The 19,479-nt window shown below is 64.1% G+C and carries 15 protein-coding genes and 1 tRNA gene; 4 read left to right on the top strand and 12 right to left on the bottom strand.

Annotated elements, in window-relative coordinates:
• The first annotated feature begins 35 nt into the window (after positions 1-35).
• Positions 36-2,066 carry a Cache 3/Cache 2 fusion domain-containing protein gene (locus tag ACODS0_RS25130; RefSeq protein ID WP_488837873.1) on the top strand — a complete coding sequence of 677 codons (2,031 nt, stop codon included), beginning with the start codon at positions 36-38 and terminating at the stop codon, positions 2,064-2,066.
• 46 nt (positions 2,067-2,112) lie between these two features.
• Here ACODS0_RS25130 and ACODS0_RS25125 read toward each other — a convergent pair whose 3' ends face one another.
• Positions 2,113-2,475, bottom strand: a complete 363-nt coding sequence (locus ACODS0_RS25125; protein ID WP_218300983.1) for a hypothetical protein — start codon at positions 2,473-2,475, stop codon at positions 2,113-2,115.
• 232 nt (positions 2,476-2,707) lie between these two features.
• Between ACODS0_RS25125 and ACODS0_RS25120 the strand changes: the two genes are divergently transcribed.
• Both ACODS0_RS25120 and ACODS0_RS25115 read left to right on the top strand, forming a co-directional pair.
• Positions 2,708-2,781, top strand: a tRNA-Gly gene (locus ACODS0_RS25120).
• A 197-nt stretch (positions 2,782-2,978) separates the two neighbouring features.
• Complete coding sequence (locus tag ACODS0_RS25115; RefSeq protein WP_488837871.1) at positions 2,979-4,124, top strand: ROK family protein; 1,146 nt, start codon at positions 2,979-2,981, stop codon at positions 4,122-4,124.
• A 68-nt stretch (positions 4,125-4,192) separates the two neighbouring features.
• Here ACODS0_RS25115 and ACODS0_RS25110 read toward each other — a convergent pair whose 3' ends face one another.
• The 7 genes from ACODS0_RS25110 to ACODS0_RS25080 all read right to left on the bottom strand — a co-directional run bounded on the left by ACODS0_RS25110 (position 4,193) and on the right by ACODS0_RS25080 (position 13,664).
• Positions 4,193-5,683: an NAD-dependent succinate-semialdehyde dehydrogenase gene (locus ACODS0_RS25110; RefSeq protein ID WP_488837870.1), complete on the bottom strand. Its 1,491-nt coding sequence runs from the start codon at positions 5,681-5,683 to the stop codon at positions 4,193-4,195.
• 133 nt (positions 5,684-5,816) lie between these two features.
• A complete protein-coding gene (locus ACODS0_RS25105) occupies positions 5,817-6,638 on the bottom strand; it encodes an ABC transporter permease (RefSeq protein ID WP_487262786.1) in 822 nt (273 codons plus the stop codon).
• Positions 6,639-6,659: 21 nt separating this feature from the next.
• Complete coding sequence (locus tag ACODS0_RS25100) at positions 6,660-7,925, bottom strand: ABC transporter permease (protein ID WP_487262787.1); 1,266 nt, start codon at positions 7,923-7,925, stop codon at positions 6,660-6,662.
• 34 nt (positions 7,926-7,959) lie between these two features.
• The gene (locus tag ACODS0_RS25095) at positions 7,960-8,991 is read right to left on the bottom strand and encodes an ABC transporter substrate-binding protein (RefSeq protein ID WP_010458579.1); all 1,032 of its coding nucleotides are present in this window, start codon (positions 8,989-8,991) and stop codon (positions 7,960-7,962) included.
• Between the two features lie 66 nt (positions 8,992-9,057).
• Positions 9,058-10,158 carry an ABC transporter ATP-binding protein gene (locus ACODS0_RS25090; protein WP_218300988.1) on the bottom strand — a complete coding sequence of 367 codons (1,101 nt, stop codon included), beginning with the start codon at positions 10,156-10,158 and terminating at the stop codon, positions 9,058-9,060.
• A 43-nt stretch (positions 10,159-10,201) separates the two neighbouring features.
• On the bottom strand, positions 10,202-11,494 hold the full coding sequence (gene gabT, locus ACODS0_RS25085) for a 4-aminobutyrate--2-oxoglutarate transaminase (protein ID WP_488837866.1): 1,293 nt from the start codon (positions 11,492-11,494) through the stop codon (positions 10,202-10,204).
• 361 nt (positions 11,495-11,855) lie between these two features.
• A complete protein-coding gene (locus ACODS0_RS25080; protein WP_488837864.1) occupies positions 11,856-13,664 on the bottom strand; it encodes a right-handed parallel beta-helix repeat-containing protein in 1,809 nt (602 codons plus the stop codon).
• A 479-nt stretch (positions 13,665-14,143) separates the two neighbouring features.
• On the opposite strand from ACODS0_RS25080, the gene ACODS0_RS25075 reads away from it, so the two are divergent.
• Positions 14,144-15,562, top strand: a complete 1,419-nt coding sequence (locus ACODS0_RS25075) for an aminotransferase-like domain-containing protein (protein WP_218300990.1) — start codon at positions 14,144-14,146, stop codon at positions 15,560-15,562.
• 155 nt (positions 15,563-15,717) lie between these two features.
• Here the strand turns inward: ACODS0_RS25075 and ACODS0_RS25070 are convergent, their stop codons facing one another.
• The 4 genes from ACODS0_RS25070 to ACODS0_RS25055 form a co-directional block, all read right to left on the bottom strand.
• Positions 15,718-16,392 carry a GntR family transcriptional regulator gene (locus ACODS0_RS25070; protein ID WP_055398092.1) on the bottom strand — a complete coding sequence of 225 codons (675 nt, stop codon included), beginning with the start codon at positions 16,390-16,392 and terminating at the stop codon, positions 15,718-15,720.
• Between the two features lie 67 nt (positions 16,393-16,459).
• On the bottom strand, positions 16,460-17,479 hold the full coding sequence (locus ACODS0_RS25065; protein ID WP_108498414.1) for a TRAP transporter substrate-binding protein: 1,020 nt from the start codon (positions 17,477-17,479) through the stop codon (positions 16,460-16,462).
• A 58-nt stretch (positions 17,480-17,537) separates the two neighbouring features.
• Positions 17,538-18,803, bottom strand: a complete 1,266-nt coding sequence (locus ACODS0_RS25060) for a TRAP transporter large permease (protein WP_121419988.1) — start codon at positions 18,801-18,803, stop codon at positions 17,538-17,540.
• A 25-nt stretch (positions 18,804-18,828) separates the two neighbouring features.
• Positions 18,829-19,464 (bottom strand): TRAP transporter small permease, encoded by a 636-nt coding sequence (locus ACODS0_RS25055; protein WP_488837861.1) that lies wholly within the window; start codon positions 19,462-19,464, stop codon positions 18,829-18,831.
• Between the last annotated feature and the right edge of the window lie 15 nt (positions 19,465-19,479).

Raw genomic sequence — 19,479 nt, 5'->3', positions numbered from 1 at the left:
GGCAGAGGGCCCGGAAACTGCAGAAGAAAACAACAATGAGCCCCACCACCACACACCGTTCCGTCGCGCTCAAGCTGTCGCTTGCGGCGTTACTCAGCCTGCTGCTTGTGCTGCTCATCACCATGGGTATCGTCAGCGCCTTGCTCTGGCAAAACTTTGGACGGCTATCGCGCGGCGATGCCCAGCAATACGCAGCCCAGTTGCGCACCCTGGTGCAGACGTTTGACGAAACCGCGCAAGAGCAGGCCAAACGCGATTTCACCCTGTTCAAGGCCAATTTTCCGGGCAATTTTTCGCTCAGCGAGGCGCCGGGGGCTGACGGCAAGCCCGAGGCCACGCTGGCATTTCAGGGGGTGCCGATCAATGGCGACTTTGAGGTGGTGGATCGGTTTTCCAAAGACAGCATGGGGGCCGTCGCCACCATCTTCGCGCGCACGGGCGACGACTTCATCCGTGTGACCACTTCGCTCAAGAAGCAGGACGGAGACCGCGCCTACAAGACCCTTCTCGATCGCAAGCACCCCGCCTACGAACTGATGAACGAAGGCAAAACCTTCATCGGCCGCGCCAATCTGTTTGGCCGGGAGTACATGACGGTGTATGAACCCATCCGCGAAGGCAACCGCACCATCGGCATCCTGTTCATCGGTTCGGACATCGGCCCCATTTTGGGCAAGCTCAACACCGTGATGGCGGGCCAGAAGCTGTTTGCCACGGGCGCTGTCTACGCGGTCAATATTTCAGCAGGCCCTGCACGGGGCAACGTTTTTGGTTTGACGGGCGCCAACGCAGCGCTCAAGGTCGATGAGAAAGTGGATGAGGCCAAGGCCTGGCTTGCTTCACTGTCGGGTATCGAGCAAACCGGCGATTTTGAATCGAGCTGGTCGCCGCGCCGCAGTGGCGACGGTGACACCGCCGCGCGTTATGTGGCGGTGGAGCGCTACAAGCCCTGGAACTGGGCCATAGTGGCCGAGGCGCCGGAGTCTGAAATGATGGGCGAGGCCCGCAGCGTGCTCACCTGGCTGTGGCTGGGTGTGCTGGTGGCGCTGGCACTGCTGACGGTGGTACTGGTGGTTGCCACACGCCGCTTGGTGGGTGCCCCCGTGCAGCAGCTGAGCACCGCGCTGGGTTACCTGGCGCAGGGCGACCTGACCCACGCAGTCACCCTGAAATCCCGCGACGAAATCGGCAGCCTGGCCCAGGCCATGGAAGGCTTTCGTGTCCGCCTGGTAGAAAGCCTGAGCACCGTGCGCACCAGTGCCGAAAGCGTGTCGTCGGCCAGCACCGAAATCGCCCAAGGCAACCAGGACCTGTCGGGCCGCACCGAAAGCCAGGCCAGCTCTCTGGAAGAAACAGCGGCCAGCATGGAGCAGCTGGGTGCCACCATTCGACACAACGCCGACAGCGCCAGCCAGGCCAACCAGCTGGCCGTGGGCGCCAGCCGCGTGGCCGCGCAAGGCGGTGAAGTGGTGTCCAAGGTGGTCAGCACCATGCAGGACATCAACACCAGCAGCCAGAAGATTGCCGACATCATCGGCGTCATCGACGGCATTGCTTTCCAGACCAACATCCTGGCCCTGAACGCTGCGGTTGAAGCCGCTCGTGCTGGCGAGCAAGGCAGGGGCTTTGCCGTGGTGGCTGCTGAAGTGCGCAACCTGGCTCAGCGCACCGCCGCCGAGGCCAAGGCCATCAAAGAACTGATCGGCGCCAGCAGCGCCATGGTGCAGCAGGGCTCGGTGCTGGCCGATCAGGCGGGCACCACGATGCAGGAAGTCGTGAGCTCTATCCAGCGCGTGGCCGACATGGTTTCTGAAATCAGCGCTGCCAGCAGCGAGCAGACCGCTGGTGTGGGCCAAGTGGGAGAGGCAGTGACGCAGCTGGACCAGACTACTCAGCAGAATGCCGCCCTGGTGGAAGAAATGGCTGCTGCGGCCAGCAGCCTGCAGACGCAGGCGCACCAGATGGTGTCTGCCATTGCGCAGTTCAATCTGGGTGGCGCCAGTGCCAGCCCCCGTGTGCCAAACCGGGCGCGTGGGGGCTCCCACAACCCGGCAATCTCCGGCTGAACGCCCGCGCACTCGCGGGCGCTAGCGGAGCTACGCCATGGCAGGATCAGCGAAACGGAATGGGCTTGCCCTTGGCTGGCGCGCTCTTTGGAAGCCGTGAATTGAAGAATTCAGCCAATGCCCGCTGGGTGTCGGGATGCAGCCGCCATGCGGTCCAGCCCAGGCCGATACTGCGCAGGTACACGGTGACGTGCGCGTCTTCCAGCGGGTACTGGATGGCGAGGGTGGGGTTGTCCTGCGACATCACCGGGACCCCGCTCCCATTGCTGTCCTGGGGGGCCGGGGTGACTTCAGGCGTCATCTGCGAGCGCAACATGGCCAACTCACGAATCAGATTTTCGATCTCTGGCGCTGTGAGCGTTTTGTTGATTGCCAGGGTGGCCTGCGTGCGGTCGTCGCTCAGTTGCATGGGGCTTTTCCTTCTTTCGCTGGTAGTTGTGAAGGCTCCATTGTGCTGCCTTCGGTCTGCATCCCGCCGAAGGGGCGCAAACATGGGACGCAAGCCTCTGGCCAAACCCGTTTCGGGCGCGCCGCCGCGTGGCTACAATACGGTTGCTGATGAAACTCTGGCGCGGCAACTGCCAAGCCGGTGTTTTCACAGGCCTCACTGAAATACGTTGTCCGTCAACGGCTTACAGAAGGCGGGTGTAGTTCAATGGTAGAACGGCAGCTTCCCAAGCTTCATACGAGGGTTCGATTCCCTTCACCCGCTCCAGCCCTCTTCGGCTGATCATCTCCCCCCGCCCTTGCCTTTACTGTTGTTTTGACCGCGCATGCTGCACGCATGACGGCATGGGCGCGCGCCCATCCGGTAGGGCATGTCAAGCCATTGGCTGACGCCACGCGGCCGCCACCCACGCCACCATTCTGGAACGGCCTCCTTTGGAGGGGCACTATCGTGTGAGGAAATGAATGGCTTCCAAAGACAAGAACTCAGCACAGAAACCCGCCGCCAGCAAGAAGCCAAGCACGGCGCTGGAAGGCAAGGACGCCAAGGCACAACGCGAGCTGGGCATCGTCGGGCCGCATGGCGACATGCGGCTGGCCTCGGTCATCATCGAAGGCTATAGCCTCGAGTTGAGCGACGGCGAAGGCTATGTGGGGGATGTCGCCAGCCGCACGGCCTTTCGCCACATGCTCGATGCCTGGCGCAAGCTGTATGCATCCATGGAGGGCAAGGACCCTATGGGCACCAAGCCCACGCGCGAACTCAGCAAACATAAGCTGGATGCGTTGCTGGAGAAAGACGGCGTGGCCGCCCAAGCCATCGAAGCCGCGTCGGAAGACTACGCGATGCAGCTGGCGCACGTGGTGCAGCGATTTCTGAAACACAAGACCTGGCGCGGCGTCGAGCGCATCATCATAGGCGGAGGCTTTCACCAGAGCGAGGTGGGTGGCCGCGCCATCGATTGCACCCGCAAGATCCTCAAGGCCGAAAAGGTGCCCGTGGAGCTGCGCACGCTGCGCCACCATGCGGACGAGGGCGGCCTGATTGGCTGGGTGCACCTGGCGCCCCCCGCGCTGCTGCAAAGCTACGACGCCATCCTGGCGGTGGACATTGGCGGCACCAATGTGCGCTGCGGCATCGTGCAAACCCATTTGCACCGCGCCCCCGATCTTTCGCTGGCCGAGGTGGTGCGCCGCGAGAAATGGGCCCATGCCAACGACGAACCCCGGCGCGACGAACTGGTCGAGGGCATCGCCACGCTGCTCGAAGGCCTGATCGCGTACGCCGAGAAAAAGAAGATCCGCCTGGCGCCCTACATCGGCGTGGCCTGCCCGGGGCTCATCGTGGAAGACGGCTCGCTGGCCGGTGGCACGCAGAACCTGCCGGGCAACTGGGAGAGCACCCGCTTTCACCTGCCGCGTGACTTGTGCGAGCGGCTACCGCACATCGGCGACGGCCGCACCCAGGTGTGCCTGCACAACGATGCCGTGGTGCAGGGCCTGTCTGAAATGCCCTTCATGCAGGACGTGAAGCGCTGGGCGGTGCTGACGGTGGGCACGGGGCTGGGCAACGCGAGCTACACCAACCGTCAGCCGCCAGAATTTGAATGATTTTGGCTGCTAGCGCTTATTGGTAAAGCGCTAGAAGCTATAAAATAAGTAGCATTTTGTGGGACTGCTTATTTCTGAATGTCCCCCAGGCACAGGTACTTGATCTCCACGTAGTCGTCCATGCCGTAGTGCGAGCCTTCGCGGCCCAGGCCCGACTGCTTGACGCCGCCAAAGGGCACGTGCTCGGTGGCCAGAATACCCACGTTGGCGCCGACCATGCCGTATTCCAGCGCCTCGGTCACGCGGAAGATGCGGCCCACGTCGCGGCTGTAGAAGTAGCTGGCCAGGCCAAACTCGGTGTTGTTGGCTGCGTCGATGGCTTCCTGCTCGGTCTTGAACTTGAAGACCGGGGCAAAGGGGCCAAAGGTTTCCTCGCGCGCGCAGAGCATGTCGGCCGTGGCGTTGGCGACCACCGTGGGCTCGAAGAACTGGCCGGAGCCCAGGCTGGTGAGGCGCTGGCCGCCGGCCACCACCTGGCCGCCCTTGGCCAGCGCGTCGTCCACGTGGCGCTGCACCTTGGTCAGTGCCGCTTCCTCGATCAGCGGGCCCTGGTTCACCCCAGCTTCAAAACCGTTGCCCACCTTGGCTGTCTTGACCTTGGCGGCGAACTTGGCCACGAACTCGTCGTACACACCTTCCTGCACATAAAAGCGGTTGGTGCACACGCAGGTCTGGCCCGCGTTGCGGTACTTGCTGGCAAAGGCGCCTTCCACGGCGCTGTCGATGTCGGCGTCGTCAAACACGATGAAGGGCGCATTGCCGCCCAGCTCCAGCGACATTTTCTTGACCGTGGGGGCGGACTGCGCCATCAGGATGCGGCCCACTTCGGTGGAGCCCGTGAAGCTGATATGGCGCACCACGTCGCTCGCGCACAGCACCTTGCCGATGGCGATGGAGTTGTCGCTGTCTGCGGGCAGGATGTTGAACACACCGGCCGGAATACCCGCGCGGATGGCCAGCTCGGCGGCGGCCAGGGCTGTGAGTGGTGTCAGCTCGGCGGGCTTGATGACCACGGGGCAGCCCGCAGCCAGCGCAGGCGCGACCTTGCGGGTGATCATGGCTAGCGGGAAGTTCCATGGCGTGATGGCCGCGCACACGCCGATGGGTTGCTTCAAGACCAGCAGGCGGCGGCTGTTGTCAAACTGCGGCAGCGTTTCGCCGTTGATGCGCTTGGCTTCTTCGGCAAACCATTCCACAAAGCTCGCGCCGTAGGCGACTTCGCCCTTGGCTTCGGCCAGGGGCTTGCCTTGTTCGGCGGTCATGATGCGGCCCAGGTCGTCCTGGTTGGCCATCAGCAGGTCGTACCACTTGCGCAGGATGATGCTGCGCTCCTTGGCCGTCTTGGTCTTCCAGGGGCCCCAGGCGGCGTTGGCGGCGGCAATCGCGGCCTCGGCGTCGGCCGGGCCCAGGTTTGCCACATCGGCCAGCTTGAGGCCCGTGGCCGGGTCGTTCACATCAAAGCGGCTGCTACCTGCCACCCACTGGCCGTTGATGAGGCCGTCGGTCTTGAGCAAGGTGGGGTCGTTCAGCAGGGCGAGGGGGGAGGTCTTCATGTCCATGGGATGGTCCTTGAGAAAGGGGGCTAAACGTGGGCAGATCGAGGTTCACGCACGAAGCGGCAGCGGTCATTGTCAGCCGCCTGGGCGACGGCCGCATGTCGCCGATGTGAACTCCCGGGCGGCAAGGGGCATATCAGGCACGGCGACCGCGCAGCCACTCCAGCGCCAGCAGCAAGCTGGTGGTGAACAGGATGAGCAGCGTGGCCACCGCGGCGATGGTGGGCGAGATGTTCTCGCGGATGCCGTTGAACATCTGGCGCGGCAGTGTGGACTGGTCGGCACCGGCCAGGAACAGCGTGACCACCACCTCGTCGAACGAGGTAGCAAACGCAAACAGCGCGCCGGAGATCACGCCCGGCGCAATCACAGGCAGCGTCACACGAAAAAAGGTGTTGAAGGGCGTCTCACCGAGGCTCAGTGAGGCGCGCACGAGGTTGTGGTTGAAGCCTGCCAGAGTCGCCAGCACGGTGGTCAGCACAAAAGGTGCGCCCAGGGCGGCGTGCACGATGATGAGCCCGAAGTAGCTGTCGGCCAGGCCCAGCGGCGCAAAGTACAGGTAGGTGGCCACACCCACCACAATGATCGGCACCACCATGGGCGCAATCAGGATGCTCATGAGCAGGCCCTTGAAGCGGAAGTCGGCCCGCGACAGACCCACCGCCGCCAGTGTGCCCAGGGCCGTGGCGATCAACGTGGCCGCAGGTGCCACGATGAAGCTGTTGCGCGTGGCGCGGGCCCACTCGGCGGATTCGAACAGGTTGCGGTACCACTTGAGCGACCAGCCGTGAATGGGGTAGGCCAGGAATGAACTCTCGGAGAACGACAGCGGCACCATCACCAGGATGGGGGCCAGCAGGAACACCAGCACGGCCACGCACAGGGCGCGCACCGCCCACCAGCCGAGCTTGTCGGCCGGTGTGGCGTACAGGGGGAATTGGGGCAGAAGATGGCGCATGGTGAGTGTCTTTTGAAGCGGTTAGCCCAGGCTCAATTCGGCTTTGCCAAACCGGCGGTACACGCTGTACAGCACCAGCGTGGCGGCCAGCAGCAGGGCGCCCAGCGCGCAGGCCATGCCCCAGTTCACTTCCACATTGGTGTAGCGGGCGATGTAGTAGCTCAGCATCTGGTCATCGGCCCCGCCCAGCAGCGCGGGGGTGACGTAGTAGCCGATGGCCAGGATGAAAACCAGCAGCGCCCCAGCACCAATGCCGGGGTAGGTTTGTGGCACATACACCCGAAAGAACGCGGCGATGGGCGAGCTGCCCAGCGACACCGCAGCGCGCAGGTAGGTGGGTGGCACGCTTTTCATCACGCTGTACAGCGGCAGCACCATGAAGGGCAGCAGGATGTGCACCATGGCAATCACCACGCCCGTGCGGTTGAACAGCAGTGGCAAAGGCTCGGCAATGGCGCCCAGGCCCATCAACCCCCGGTTGACCAGCCCCTCGGACTGCAGCAGCACGATCCATGCGGCCACGCGCACCAGGATCGACGTCCAGAACGGCACCAGCACCAGAATCATCAGCACATTGGCCTGGCGTGCGGGCAGCGAGGCCAGCCACCAGGCCAGCGGGTAGCCCAGCAGCAGGCACAGCACCGTAACCACAAAGCTGATGTGAAAGGTGCGCAGCAGGATGCCGCCAAACGCGCGCTGCTCCTCGGGCATGCGTTCGACCTGGCCCAGCGCATCGCGCTGCAGGTCCACCGAGGCGAGCAGGTAGTCGGGCGTCCAGCGCGCCCCGTTTTTGGCAATGGCACGCCAGAAAGGCGCTTCGCCCCAGCGTGCATCCTTGTCGATCAGCTGGTCGCGGATGGACTCGGGCGTGCCCTGCAGGGGCAGGGCGCGGAAAGCGCCCATCACCATCGAACGTGCTCCAGGCACTTCCGAGTTCAGCCTGCGCGCCAGGGCACCTGCATCAGAGCTGTCGGGCAGGCGGGCCAGGTCTTTGATCAGCGCGGCATAGGCAGCGGGGCCCGGCGCCTCGTGGCGGTCCCAACCATGCAAGGCCTCGATGGTGGCGGGCAGCGTGTTGGCGACCTCGGGGTTCTCCACGCCGCGCTGCAGCAGCGCGGCAATGGGGACCAGCAGCGTGAGCAGCAAGAACACCAGCAAGGGCAGGGTCAGGGCAAAGGCCCGCCATTTGCGCCGCGCTTCGGCACGCGACAGCGCCTTGCGCAGTGCGCCGGGTGCGTGGGCGTCCAGCGCAAGCGCGGCGGGGGCGATGGCAGAAGAGGCTTGCATGGTGTCTTGTGCTCCGAGGGTGCGGTTTACTGACTTATTGGGTGGCCCAGGCTGCGAAGCGTTTCTCCAGCGCCTCGCCCTGATCGGCCCAGAAGCTCACGCCGAACTGGATGGCTTCCTTGGCGTTGCTGGCTGAGGTAGGCAGGTCGTCCAGCACCTTCTTGTCCAGCTTGGCGAGGGCCGTGGTGTTGGCCGGGCCATAGGCGATGTTCTGCGCGTAGGCGGCCTGGTTGGCGGTCTGCATGGTGTAGGCGATGAACTTCACCGCCGCGTCCTTGTTCGGTGTGCCCTTGGGGATGGCCCAGTAGTCCAGGTCATAGATGCCGCCGGGCCAGTAGATCTTGAGATTGCGGCCTTCGCGGTTGGCCGCGTCGATGCGGCCGTTGAACACAGTGGTCAGCACCACGTCGCCCGCCACCAGGAACTGCGGCGCCTGGGCACCTGCTTCCCACCATTGAATGTTGGGCTTGAGTTCGGTCAGCTTCTTGAAGGCGCGGTCGGCACCGTCTTTCGTGGCCAGCACCTTGTAAACATCGGCGGGCTTTACGCCATCGGCCATCAGCGCGAATTCGAGGTTGTAGCGCGCACCCTTGCGCATGCCGCGCTTGCCAGGGATCTTCTTGGTGTCCCAGAAGTCGGCCCAGCTCGTGGGGGCGGTCTTGAGCTTGTCGCCGTTGTAGGCCATGACGGTGGACCACACGAAGATGCCCACGGCGCAGTCGGACACCGCAGCGGGCAGCAGGTCGGACTTGCTCACGATCTTGCTGTAATCGAGTTTTTCATACAGGCCCTCGTCGCAGCCGCGTGCAGCGTCTGGCGACTCCAGCTCCACCACGTCCCAGGTCACCTTCTTGGCCTCGACCATGGCCTTGACCTTGGCCTGCTCGCCGTTGTATTCCACGGCCACGATCTTGTTGCCCAGCTTTTCATAGGGCTCGTAGAACGCCTTTTTCTGCGCGTTGGCATTGGCGCCACCAAAGTTCACGACGGTCAGTTGCTGCTGCGCAAAGCTGGGAAGTGCCAGGCAGGCGGCCAGGGAGGCGCAGGCGATAAGGCTCTTTTTCATGGTGCAGTTTTTCCTTGGGGTTGTGGAGGAACAGGGGACGGGAAAAGGGTGTGGCTGTGCCGGTGGTCAGACCGCGTAAATGCGCGTGGAGACCGGGGGGAACTCCAGCAGCACGGCATCACCCGGCTGTGGATGGGGGTTGCTAGCGGACGAAGCCAGCGCCACCTTCACCGTGGCGGGCTCTTGGCCATGGCCCAGGTCGCACATCAGGCGCAGGTGGTCGCCGTAGTAGATGGCGCGCGCCACCGTGGCGGGAATGGCCGAGGTTTTGGGGTACTCGGAATGCGCATGCAGCACGATGCGTTCGGGCCGAACACAGGCGTGCACGGCAGAGCCCAGTGCGGCCTGGTTCACGTTCACTCCTGGCAACAGGTAGCCGCCTGGCAGCTGGATGGCGGTGTCGGCGCCCGCGCCTTGCAGGGTGCCCGAAAGCACCGTGTTGTCGCCCACAAAGCCGGCCACGAATCGGTTGGATGGAGCTTCGTACAGGGTTTCCACATCCGCGAGTTGCTGAATGACCCCTTCGTTGAACACCGCCACACGGTCGCTCATGGTCAGGGCCTCTCCCTGGTCATGGGTCACGTAGACAAAGGTCACGCCCAGCTGGCGGTGCAGTTCTTTCAGCTCGATCTGCATATGCTCGCGCAGCTGCTTGTCCAGCGCGCCCAGGGGCTCGTCCATCAGCACCAGCTGGGGGTTGAACACCAGGGCGCGGGCCAGCGCCACGCGCTGCTGCTGGCCGCCCGACAGGCGCGTGGGCAGGCGGTCGGCCATGCCGGTCAGGCGAACCATGTCCAGCGCCTTCTTCACACGCTCGGCCTGTTCGGCCTTGGGCACCTTGCGCACGGTGAGCGGGTAAGCCACGTTCTGACCCACGGTGAGGTGGGGGAACAGCGCGTAGTTCTGGAACACCATGCCAAAGTTGCGCTTGTGGGGCGGCGTGCCGGTGATCTGCTTGCCATCGAGCAGGATGTCGCCCGCAGTAGGGGACTCAAACCCCGCCAGCATCATCAGTGTGGTGGTCTTGCCCGAGCCCGAGGGCCCGAGGAGGCTCAGGAATTCACCGCGCTGGATGTCCAGGTCTAGCGAGCGCACCACCAGTTGTTCACCGTCGTACGTCTTTTGCACACCGCTGAAGCGGACCAGGGGCTCTGCTGATGGGTTCATGGTTGGGGGCACCTTGTAAGCAGAATGAAGGTCGGGTCGCATGTCAGCCCAGCGCGGCAAAGCTGTCGGCCAGGATGGCCAGGCCCTCTTCGAGCAGTTCGTTGGAGGCGGTCAGCGGCACCAGGATGCGGATCACGTTGCCATACGTGCCGCACGACAGCAGGATGAGCCCGCGCTTGGCGGCTTCGGCGACGACTTTCTTGGTCAGTGCTGCGTCGGGGCGGTGGACATCACCGTCTTCGAACAGCTCGATCGCCACCATGGCACCCAGGCCGCGCACATCGCCGATGGAGGGGACTTTGGCGGCCATTTCTTTCAGTGCCCTGACCAGCAGCGCACCCATGTCCTGGCTGCGGGCCAGCAGGTTTTCCTTTTCAAACGCTTCGATCACCGCCAGCGCTGCGGCACAGGCCACGGGGCTGCCCGCATAGGTGCCACCCAGGCCACCGGCTGCAGGGGCGTCGATGACGTCGGCGCGGCCCACCACGCCAGACAAGGGGAAGCCACCTGCCAGTGATTTGGCAGTGGTGATGAGGTCGGGTGCCACGGGCCATTGCTCGCATGCAAACCAGGTGCCGGTGCGGCCAGCGCCGGTCTGCACTTCGTCAGCGATCAGCAGGATGCCGTAGCGGTCTGCCAGGGCCTTGAGGCCGGTGACGAATTCGGGTGGCGCCACGTAGAAGCCGCCTTCGCCCTGCACGGGCTCAAGGATGAAGGCTGCCACACGCTCGGGCTCGATGTCGTTCTTGAAGATCAGCTCCACCGAATGCAGGGCCTGCTCCACGCTGACGCCATGCAGCGCGTTGGGGAACAGGGCGTGGTACATCTCGCCAGGGAAGGGGCCGAACCCGATCTTGTAAGGCGCGACCTTGCCGGTAAGGCCCAGCGTGAGGTTGGTGCGGCCGTGGTAGCCGCCCGTGAAGGCGATCACGCCGGGGCGTTTGGTGTAGACGCGGGCGATCTTGATGGCGTTTTCCACGGCCTCGGCGCCCGTGGTGAGCAGCAGGCTCTTCTTGGCAAACGCGCCGGGGGCCAGGGTGTTCAGGCGCTCGCACACTTCCACGTAGGGCTCGTACGCCACCACCTGGAAGCAGGTGTGGGTGTACAGCTCCAGCTGGGCTTTGACTGCAGAGATCACTCCGGCGTGCAGGTGGCCGGTGTTGAGCACGGCGATGCCACCGGCAAAGTCGATGAAGCGGCGGCCCTCCACATCCCACAGCTCGGCGTTAAGCGCCTTCTGTACGAAGAGTTCATGGGCCTGACCCACGCCCCGGGCCACAGCGGCATGGCGGCGGGTGAGGAGGGCGGCGTTGGTGAAGTGGCGGTCTTGCTGCATGGCGGTGGGCGGGTGGGTTGAACACGAAATGAAGGAATGGGCGAATTCTGGAATTCGCGCCACGGCCCGTCCATGTACACCGGCATGCTGTTTTGCGCGCACTGTGCAGGTCCTCGATCCTGTACAGGCAATCCCTGATTTGGTGTGCGCCAACACGGTGCACAATGCAGACCCTTTTGCGTAGCCGTAGCGCAATCCCCCACGCTGATCTGCAGGAAAACCGGGCACTCGGGGGATTGAAGGGTCTTGTATCGGTATGCCGCGGCAGGCCGCTTGCCATCTTCCAAAACGGTGCGTAAAAACGAGAAAAGGCCTCGCAGCGTGCTGCGAGGCCTCTGCCGCCCGAAACTTGAACGCTCTGCTACCGGGCGCACACCCCGGTCGTTGCAGCCGCCCCGGTCACCATGGTGTTGTTCGTGACCACACTGTTCGGTGCAATCACGCGCACCACCGTGCTGCCCGCGTGGGGTGTGGGGAAACATGCAATGTTGTTACGCACCACAGCGTTTCCATCGGGTACATCGCCATTCTGGAATTCGGTGTGGCCCACATTGATGGCTGTCTGAAACGTCGTCTGCGTATTGATGATGACGTTGCCCTCAATCACGATCCCGGGTGCCGACTGCACTGCCATGCCCGTGTTGCCGGCGTTGATGAGTTTGTTGTTGCGCACCACGAAGTTGCGGAACCATTCGGCCGAGTCATACCCCTGCGTGATCGACATCTCCCAGCAGCCATCCGTCGCAGCATCCTGCTCAATCCGGTTGCCCTCAATCAGTACGCCGTCCATCTGGCCGTGGAAGGTCATGTTGCCCCCTTGGCAGATGCTATTGACCACCGAGTTGCGGATGTAGCGGTTGTTGCGCAAGGTGACGTTGGTTCCACTCAGTCCATGGCTGCCCGACAGGTAGGTGCCGTGGTTGAAGCCGCTGCCGCTGAAGTTGTTGGCCTCGATCAGGTTGCCTTCGATCACGCTGTTGCGGAACTGGCCCAGGATGCCCATGCTTCCGTTGTGATGGATGTGGTTGTTGCGGATCAGCACGTTGTTCACACCGTGGGGAGCGCGTGCCTGCGAGTGGATGGCAATCTGGAAGCCGGATATCTCCACGTTCTCAATCACGATGTCGCGGACATTGCCACTCAGCCAGAAGCCCCAGGCCGAGTTGTTGGAGCCGTGGAGTCGCAAATTGCGGAACACGTAGCCGCCGTCGTTGGAGGTGTTGGCATAGCGCCCTCCCAGCTCAAAGGGCGCGATGGCATTGTTGTTGGTGTTGAGGAGGGGGGCGGGCCCTGCGCCATACGCATCGAAGGTGAGGGGCGCGTCTGCGCGGACGTTCATGTTCTCGAACGTGGTGACACCCACTACCCAGGCACCGCCGCGCGCAAAAAGCAGTGCTGTGCCCGCAGGCAGTGTGTTGACATTGATCCCCGTGAGGTTCTGCTTGGGTGCCGCCTGCGTGCCGGGGTTGGAATTGCTCCCTGGCACGCAACCGGTGGCGGCGCCCGCCTGGCAGTCCGAGAAGTAGTACGTTACGGAGCCACCGGGCGTCGGTGCTGGCGGAGGGGCCGGTGGAGCCGGCGGTGCCGGAGGCGTTGGCGGTGGGGCGGGCGGGGCGGGCGTTGGGACGGGGCTGCTGACGTAGCACGCCTTTTTCACCTGCCGCAGGGGGTCGCCAAAGGTGGCGTTGTTGCACATCACGTTGTTGGTGAATGCGCGCGCGGCAGTCCAGGTGGTGCCAGCTCCATAGACCACCTTGGCCGTACCGGTAAAGCTGCATTGCTGCCCCTCGACGGCACACAAGGTGTAGCCCGGTGGCGGTGCTGTCAGCACGGGATCGGGCGCAGGAGCTGGCGACGGTGCGCTGGCATAACAGGTCTTTTGCACACCCCACAGGGGGTCGCCAAAGGTGGCGTTGCTGCAACTGACACCGTTGGTGAAACTGCGGGGGCTGGTCCAGGTCGTGCCTGCTCCATAGACCACGTTGGCCGCGCCGCTGAAGCTGCATTTCTGTCCCTCGACGGCGCACGGCTTGTAGCCTGCCGGTGGGGTGTGGGTCGCCTGCGCCAGTGCAGGGCCTGTCGCTGTGCCCAGGCATAGACCCAAGGCAATGGCCCATGGCCTGGGTTGAAAAATCCGTGAAGAGTTGAGTTCAGATGTTCGTGTCAGCATGGGTGTCCCTCGGTGTGTTGGGTATTGGTTTTCAAACCCGATTTGCGGTCACCGACGCCAATCGAGTTGGGGGGCAAGCCTATCGCTGGGGCATGGGTGTGTGAGCATTGCGGCGGCGGAAAAGGGACAGGCGGTGGATGCAATCCGATAGCCGCTGCATCGGACAAAAGACTGAATACCGCCCATCGGTTGGACACTACCGTTCACAGTGTGCGGGCCTTTTCGAGCGCGGCGTCATCAACGTGCAAGACATCCAACAGCCCTGCAAATCGCTGGAGACCGCTGTCCCAGGGTAGGTGGGGCTGACGGACAATAGGGGCATCCCGGCCGGACCGGATGCGGGCTCAGCGGTGGTACCTCCAGGCACGCGTCGCTGTTGAGGGGAGCACACTGTGCAGGTGCCCCGTCCTGTACAAGCAATCCCTGAGTTCGCGGGTGTTGGCCCGGTGCACAATTTGGCCCCTTTCCCTGTTCTTTTGATGCTCACTCTCAGCCCGGATCTTCAGACACCGCTGGTCAGCCAGATCGTTGATGGCCTGCGGGGTCTCATCGCTGGCCAGGTGCTCAAACCTGGTGCCAAGCTCCCCTCCATCCGCGCCTTTGCGGCAGCCCACGGCGTGAGCGTGTTCACCGTGGTCGAGGCCTACGACCGCCTGGTGGCGCAGGGCTGGCTGGTGTCGCGCGCCAATGCAGGTTTTTTTGTGAAGCGACGGGGCGATGAGGGCGCTTCGCCCGGTACTGGTGCGCCCGAGCGGCCGGTGCCCCGTTTTGATGCGCGCTGGTACCTCAAACAAATTTTTGAAAACCGCAACCTGCCCATGAAACCGGGCTGCGGCTGGCTGCCCCACGACTGGCTGTTTGGCGATGCGGTCAAACGCAGCATGCGTCAGCTGTCGTCCGACGGGCCCGAGCTGGATGGCTATGGCCTGCCCCACGGCCACATGGCGCTGCGCATGGTGGTGGCCGAGTCGCTGGCCGAACACCATCTGGCGGTGGACGCCGACCAGGTGCTGCTGACCCAGGGCTCCAGCCAGGCACTGGACCTGGTGGCGCGCCGCATGGTCAAACCTGGTGACGTGGTGCTGGTGGACGACCCGGGTTACCCCAACCTGTTGTTCATGCTTCGCTTTGCAGGAGCCCAGGTGGTGGGTGTGCCGCGCACCGCCACCGGCTACGACCTGCCGGCGCTAGAGACCCTGCTGGCCGAGCACAAACCCACGGTGTTTTTCACCCAACCGCGCCTGCAAAGCCCGACCTGCTCGGTGGCATCGGTGGCGCACCTGCACCGGCTGCTGCAACTGGCCGAGCAGCACCACTTCATGCTCGTGGAGAACGACATCTATGCCGACATGGACCCCGGTGTGCGCCCCTCGCTGGCCAGCCTGGACCAGCTCAACCGTGTGATCTACCTGGGCAGTTTCTCCAAGACGATTTCGCCCAACCTGCGCACCGGATTTCTGGCGGCGCGGCGCGATCTGCTCGATGAGCTGGTGCAGCTCAAGATGATCTCGGGCCTGACCTCGTCAGAGATCACCGAGCGCATCACCTTTGGCGTGGTGACCGACGGGCGCTGGCGCAAGCACCTCAAGTCCCTGCGCGAGCGGCTGGCCGAGGCGCACCGCACGGTGGGGCGGCGCTTGCTGAACCTGGGGTTCGAGCTGTTTCACGAGCCCGAGGCGGGCATGTACCTGTGGGCGCGCCATCCTGATCTGCCCGACAGTGCCGAGCTGTCGAAGGAAGCCACGGGTGCGGGCATCATGCTCGGCCCCGGTCAGCTGTTTCTGGTGGAGCCGCGCCCCACGGGCTGGCTGCGGTTTAACGTGGCGTTCAGCCAGGACGAGCGTCTGTGGCGCTTTCTGGAGCAGCGCATTCTGCTGGGCCAGCAAGTGTCGGAATAGGCCTGCTGTTGCCGCTGCTGGGGTGAAAAATTTAGGCCATTTTGGTCGCTAGCGCTTATTGGTAAAGCGCAATAAGCTATAAAAATTAGAGCAATTTCCCTTTGGAACTGAGGCTGTCCATGCGGTTGCAGGCGCTGTGTGCATGGTGGCGCGTGCTACCGGTCAATGATGCGCCGCGCAAACCGCTCCAGATACTCCATCAACTGCTCCGCGCCGGCAATGGCCTGGGCTTCGTCGCCACTGGCAATGCCCTGCGCCAGTTGCATGTGCGCGCGGGCGCCTTCTGACACTTCGCCTTCGTGCTGGTAGGCGTACCAGAAGCGGCGGCACTGCACGATGAGCGGTTGCACGCATTTGACGGCCGAGTGGTTCTGGCTGGCCTGGTGGGTGACGAGGTCCAGTTCATGGTCGGCCAGCATGTAGTCGTCGAGGTGGCCGCGCGCTGCGGCTTGCACCATGTTTTCCGCACAACGCACGATGGCCTGGCGCTGCGGCGCCGTGGCGCGGCGTGCGGCGTTGGAGGCCAGCAGGCGCTCCAGCACGCGGCGGGTCTGGATCACGTCCAGGTGATCGGCCAGGTCGATGTGCGACACCAGCAGCCCGCGCCGGGGCTGCTGCACGATGAGCCCGATGGACACCATGCGCAGCAGCGCCTCGCGCACCGGCGTGCGGCCCAGGCCCGTGCTCTCGGCGATCTCGGCCTCCACCACGGGGCTGCCGGGCTGCAGCTGCAGCGTGGAGATCATGGTCTCGATGGCGTCGTAGGCCACGTCCGCCGCGCGCCGCTTGGGCGCGGGGTCTTGCTGGGGGGAGGGGCGGCGGAGTGTCATCGGGCGTGAAGGACGTTGCGGGAGGCCGCATCTTATGGGATGCGGCCCCGGTGACCCTTGCGGACTGTCAGAGGCTTGCGCCCGCCTTGCGCAGCTCGGCAATCTGCGGCGCCTTGGGCAGCCACAGCTTGTCGAACTCCTGGATGATGCCGTCGGGGTTGAAGGACGATGCCGTCTTGAAGGCGATGGACGTGCCCTTGAACTTCTCGATCAGCCCGGCCTCGGTGGTCACGATGTCGTTGATCTGCGCATCCAGCGACTGGGCCACCAGCTTGCGGATGATGTCCTTGTCCTTGGCGTCCAGCCCTTGCCAGATGCGGCCGGAGACCAGCGGCGCGAACGGCATGAACAGGGCGTTCATCTGCAGCAGGGTCTTGGCCACCTTGTCGAAGCGCTGGTTCCACGAGAACTCGATGTCCGCCTCCAGCCCGTCGACCTGGCCGTTGCTCATGGCATCAAACACTTGCGGCGTGGGGATGGGCGTGGGCGCGGCGCCCAGCATTTGGTAGAAGTCGCGGTACACCGGCGTGGGGTTGATGCGCAGCTTCATGCCCTTGATGTCGGTGGGCACGGCGATGTCCTTGGTGGAGAACACGGCGCGCATGCCGGTGATGCCCCAGCCCAGGCCGATGGTGCCGGTCTCGCGCGGCAGCACTTCGAGTAGTTTGGTGGCAGATGGGTGTTTGACGAGTTTGGCCACGGCAGGCGTGGAGCGCACCAGGTAGGGCGCATTGATGGCTGCAATGCTGGACACGCGCGAGCCGAGCTCGGCCGCCTGGATCCAGCCCATGTCGAGCGCGCCGGACTGCAGCTGCTGCATCATCGCGGCCTCGTTGCCCAGCTGGCCCGAGTGGAAGACCGTGACGCTCAGGCGGCCATCGGTTTCCTTCTTCAAGGCCTCGCCAAACTGCAGTGCGGCGCGGTTCCAGGAGTGGCCCGCAGGCGTGATCAGCCCCAGGCGAAACTCCTTGGCATCGGCTGCACGTACCAGCGCTGGAAAGCCCAGCCCCGTGACGGTGGCAGCGGCCACGGCGTGGCGCTGGATGAAATGGCGGCGGGTGACAGTGTGGGCGGGCGTGGTCGTCATGGTGAACTCCGTGTGAAAGAACCTTGGGAGGGGGACGGGGGATCTGTTGCTCGACGGGCTACTTGAGCAAACCGAGCGACAGGCTGGGGAACAGCGACAACATCACCAGCGCCACGCAGCTGATGATGAAAAACGGCAGCGTGACGATGAACATCTTTCCGGGCTTGGCCCCGGTGACGGCCGACGCGACAAAGAAGCTCAGGCCCACGGGCGGAGTCATCAGCCCCAGCACCAGGTTGACGACGATCACCACACCAAAGTGGCGCGGGTCAATGTGATAGACCTCGGTGGCAATCGGCAGCAGGATGGGCGCGGTCATGATGAGGCCGGGGATGCCGTCGATCACCGTGCCGATGACCAGCAGGATCACGTTGGTGAGCAGCAAAAAGGTGACCGGATCGTGTGCCACGGTCTGCACCCAGGCGGCCACCATCTGCGGCACCTTGCCGTAGATCAGCAGCCACGAGAACACGGCAGCTGCCGCCACCAGAAACAGCACGATGGCCGAGTAAATGGCTGAGCGCAGCAGGATGGCGGGCATCGCGTTGAAGCGGAACTCCTTGGTCACGTACCGACCCACCAGCGCCGATACCAGCGCACCCACGGCGGCAGATTCGGTCGGGTTGGCCAGGCCACTGAGGATGGAGCCCACGATGATGATGGGGATCAGCAGCGTGGGGCTGGCCTGCACCACGGTGCGCGCGCGCTGGGCCAGCGTGCGCTTTTCGCTGCGCGGGTAGTTGTAGACAAAGCCCATGAGCGCGATCACGACAAAGAACAGCACGGTGAGCAGCACGCCGGGCAGGATGCCTGCAATCAGCATGTCGCCCACGGCCACCTGGGCCAGCACGCTGTAGACCACAAACATCACCGAGGGCGGAATGATGGGCCCCAGCATGCCGCCATACACCGTGAGGCCGGCTGCAAAGGTCTTGTCGTAGCCCTGCTTTTCCATCTCGGGCACCATCACCTGCGACATGATGGCCACCTGCGCCGTGGCGGAGCCGATGATGGACGACACCAGCATGTTGGCCAGGATGTTCACGTAGGCCAGCCCGCCTTTGACCGAGCCAACAAAGGCCATGGCCAGGTCCACCAGCCGCCGCGTGATGCCGCCGCTGTTCATGATCTCGCCGATCAGGATGAACAGCGGAATCGCGATGAGCCCGTAGCTGTCCACTCCACCGAACATCTGCATGGGGAACGACTGGAACAGCACCGGGCTTCCGATGCTGACGATGTAGACCATGCCTGCCAGACACAGGCAGACCCCGATGGGCACACCCACCAGCAACGCGGCAAGGAAAAACAGGGTGGTGATCATGGTGGGGTCCTGGTGTAGAGGTCAGTCAGTTCACGGCGTCGGCGCTGACCACGTCGAAACCTGAGTGCGTCACACGCTCTGCGACACCCATGTCTTCGAGCAGGTTGGCCAGTGCATGCAAACTGAAGGTGGCGGAGAAGATCGGCAGGATCAGCTGCAGCACCCAGGTGGGCCAGTTCAGCGTCTGGGTGCGCTCGGTATAGATGAAGTTGAAGCTCTCGGCCGCAAACTCCTTGGCGTCAAAGCCGTAGCGCGCAATGCCGATGGGGTCCATCCACATCCAGCACATCACCAGCATGGCCAGGCCAAACAGCAGCACGCCGCAGGTGGCTACCACCTTGAACGCCTGGGCACCCCGCGCGCCGAGGTGGTCGGTCAGCATGGTCACGGCAAAGTCCATGCGCAGCCGCGTCATGACCGAGGCGCCCACAAAGGTCAGCCAGACCACCGTGTAGACCGCCGCCTCGTCCACCCAGTAGATCGGCATGCCGGTGTAGCGCGTGACCACGTTGAGCAGGATCAGCAGCACCAGCAACGTCATGAGGGCGGTGAGCAGGTGCCGCTCCATGCGCAGAACCTGCGTGGACAGCGCCAGCACCCAGCGGACGGGAGCGCGCGGCGCCGGAGATTGCGGGGCGGGTGGACTGTTGGGTGTGGGCATGATGGGGTTCCTGGG

The organism is Acidovorax sp. FG60, from assembly GCF_057808995.1.
The sequence above is the reverse complement of the archived record's forward strand: the minus strand, read 5'-3'. Positions and strand labels throughout refer to the sequence as shown.